This is a genomic window from Bradyrhizobium sp. MI1.7, from assembly GCF_055811795.1.
In genome coordinates this window covers 1-923 of record NZ_JBVVPO010000218.1, presented here as the reverse complement: position 1 = coordinate 923, position 923 = coordinate 1, and the positions used below count along the sequence as shown (strand labels likewise).

General features: G+C 66.8%; 1 protein-coding gene. It reads right to left on the bottom strand.

Annotated features, from left to right (window positions below; all coding sequences use genetic code 11):
* Window positions 1-923: chemotaxis protein CheA (locus AC0L3X_RS47210; RefSeq protein WP_473317620.1), on the bottom strand; the 923-nt coding region annotated here is incomplete at both ends.

Here is a 923-nt window from a genome sequence, read left to right as displayed (position 1 = left end):
CCCTCGCCGGCCACCGACTTGATGTCGATGGTGCCGCCGATCTGGTCGATATTGGTGCGCACCACGTCCATGCCGACGCCGCGGCCGGAGACCGAGGTGATCGCAGCTGCGGTCGAGAAGCCCGGCGCGAAGATGAACTTGTGGATCTGGGCTTCGCTCATCTTCTCGAGCTCGGCCTCGGTGACGAGACCGGAGGAGATCGCCTTGGCCTTGATCCTCTCGGTGTTGAGGCCGCGGCCGTTGTCGGCGATGCAGATGATGATGTGGCCGCCCTCGTGATAGGCGGACAGGCGGATGGTGCCCTGCTCGCCCTTGCCGGACGCGAGCCGCTCGGCGGGGGTCTCCAGGCCGTGGTCGGCGGAGTTGCGCACCATGTGGGTGAGCGGGTCCTTGATCAGGTCGAGCACCTGGCGGTCGAGCTCGGTGTCGGCGCCGTGCATCTCCAGCTCGATCTGCTTGCCGAGTTCGCTCGACAGATCGCGGACGATGCGCGGCAGCTTCTGCCAGGCATTGCCGATCGGCTGCATGCGCGTCTTCATGACGCCTTCCTGCAGCTCGGCGGTGACGTTGGACAGGCGCTGCAACGGCACCTTGAACTCGGTGTCCTCGTTGCGGCGGGAGATCTCCAGCAGCTGGTTGCGGGTCAGGACCAGCTCGGAGACCATGGTCATCAGATGCTCCAGCGTATCCACGTTGACGCGGATCGACTGGTTGGCGATGCTGGCGCCTTCGCCTGCATTCTCGTCGGCCGTCGACTTCTTCGGCGCGGCCTTTTCCTTGGCGGGCTTCGCAGCTTCCTTGGCGGCGAGCGCCGGAGCTTCAGCAGCCGGCGCGGGCTCGGCCTTGGCGACAGGAGCCGGCGCTTCGATCGCGGTCTCGCGGAAGGCGCGCTCGAGCTCGTCGAGCGAGACTTCGCCCGGACG